Below are 519 nucleotides of genomic sequence, written 5' to 3'. Positions count from 1 at the left end.
CGGAGAGCCGGGCCGAGCCGTGGAGCGCCGCGGCGATCGAGTCCAACCGGGAGCACCTGGTGGCCGCCGCGCTCCTGGCCCTCGCCGGACTCGCGTGCCTCGTCGTCGGCCTGATGGTCGTCGTCCGGACACTGCGCCTCACCCGACGAGGTCCGCTAGGTGAACGGCACGAACGGCGGTTGCTCCGGTCCCGACAGCACTGACCCCACGACGACGAGCAGCACGAGCCCGACCAGAGCACGCACGACGACCGGCCCGTCGGGAACGCCGTCGAGGAGTCCGCTCGAGCCCGCGTCCAACCACCACAGCTCCCACAGATACTCGCTGACGGCCCAGCCCACGAGCAGCACGGGGAACGCGGCGACGAGCGCGGCACCTCCCACGAGGAGCGCGACGCCCCGCCGGCCTCGGTTCGGCCTTCGCTCCGGTGCGGCGACTGATCTCCTGGCCGAAAGGTACCAACGGTGCAGAAGGGACTACCTGACAAGACCCTGCCGTGAGCGGACGGGCTTCGTCCCC

General features: G+C 71.7%; 2 protein-coding genes. One reads left to right on the top strand and one right to left on the bottom strand.

From position 1 onward, the window contains the following. On the top strand, positions 1 to 203 hold a 203-nt coding region (locus tag G3I78_RS51520), incomplete at its 5' end, for a hypothetical protein (protein ID WP_203616513.1). Here G3I78_RS51520 and G3I78_RS47530 read toward each other — a convergent pair. After that, positions 156 to 383: a hypothetical protein gene (locus G3I78_RS47530; RefSeq protein ID WP_164436834.1), complete on the bottom strand. Its 228-nt coding sequence runs from the start codon at positions 381 to 383 to the stop codon at positions 156 to 158. The genes G3I78_RS51520 and G3I78_RS47530 overlap by 48 nt on opposite strands. Between the last annotated feature and the right edge of the window lie 136 nt (positions 384 to 519).

Source organism: Streptomyces sp. SID13726, from assembly GCF_010548375.1.
Lineage (GTDB): Bacteria > Actinomycetota > Actinomycetes > Streptomycetales > Streptomycetaceae > Streptomyces.
The sequence above is the reverse complement of the archived record's forward strand: the minus strand, read 5'-3'. Positions and strand labels throughout refer to the sequence as shown.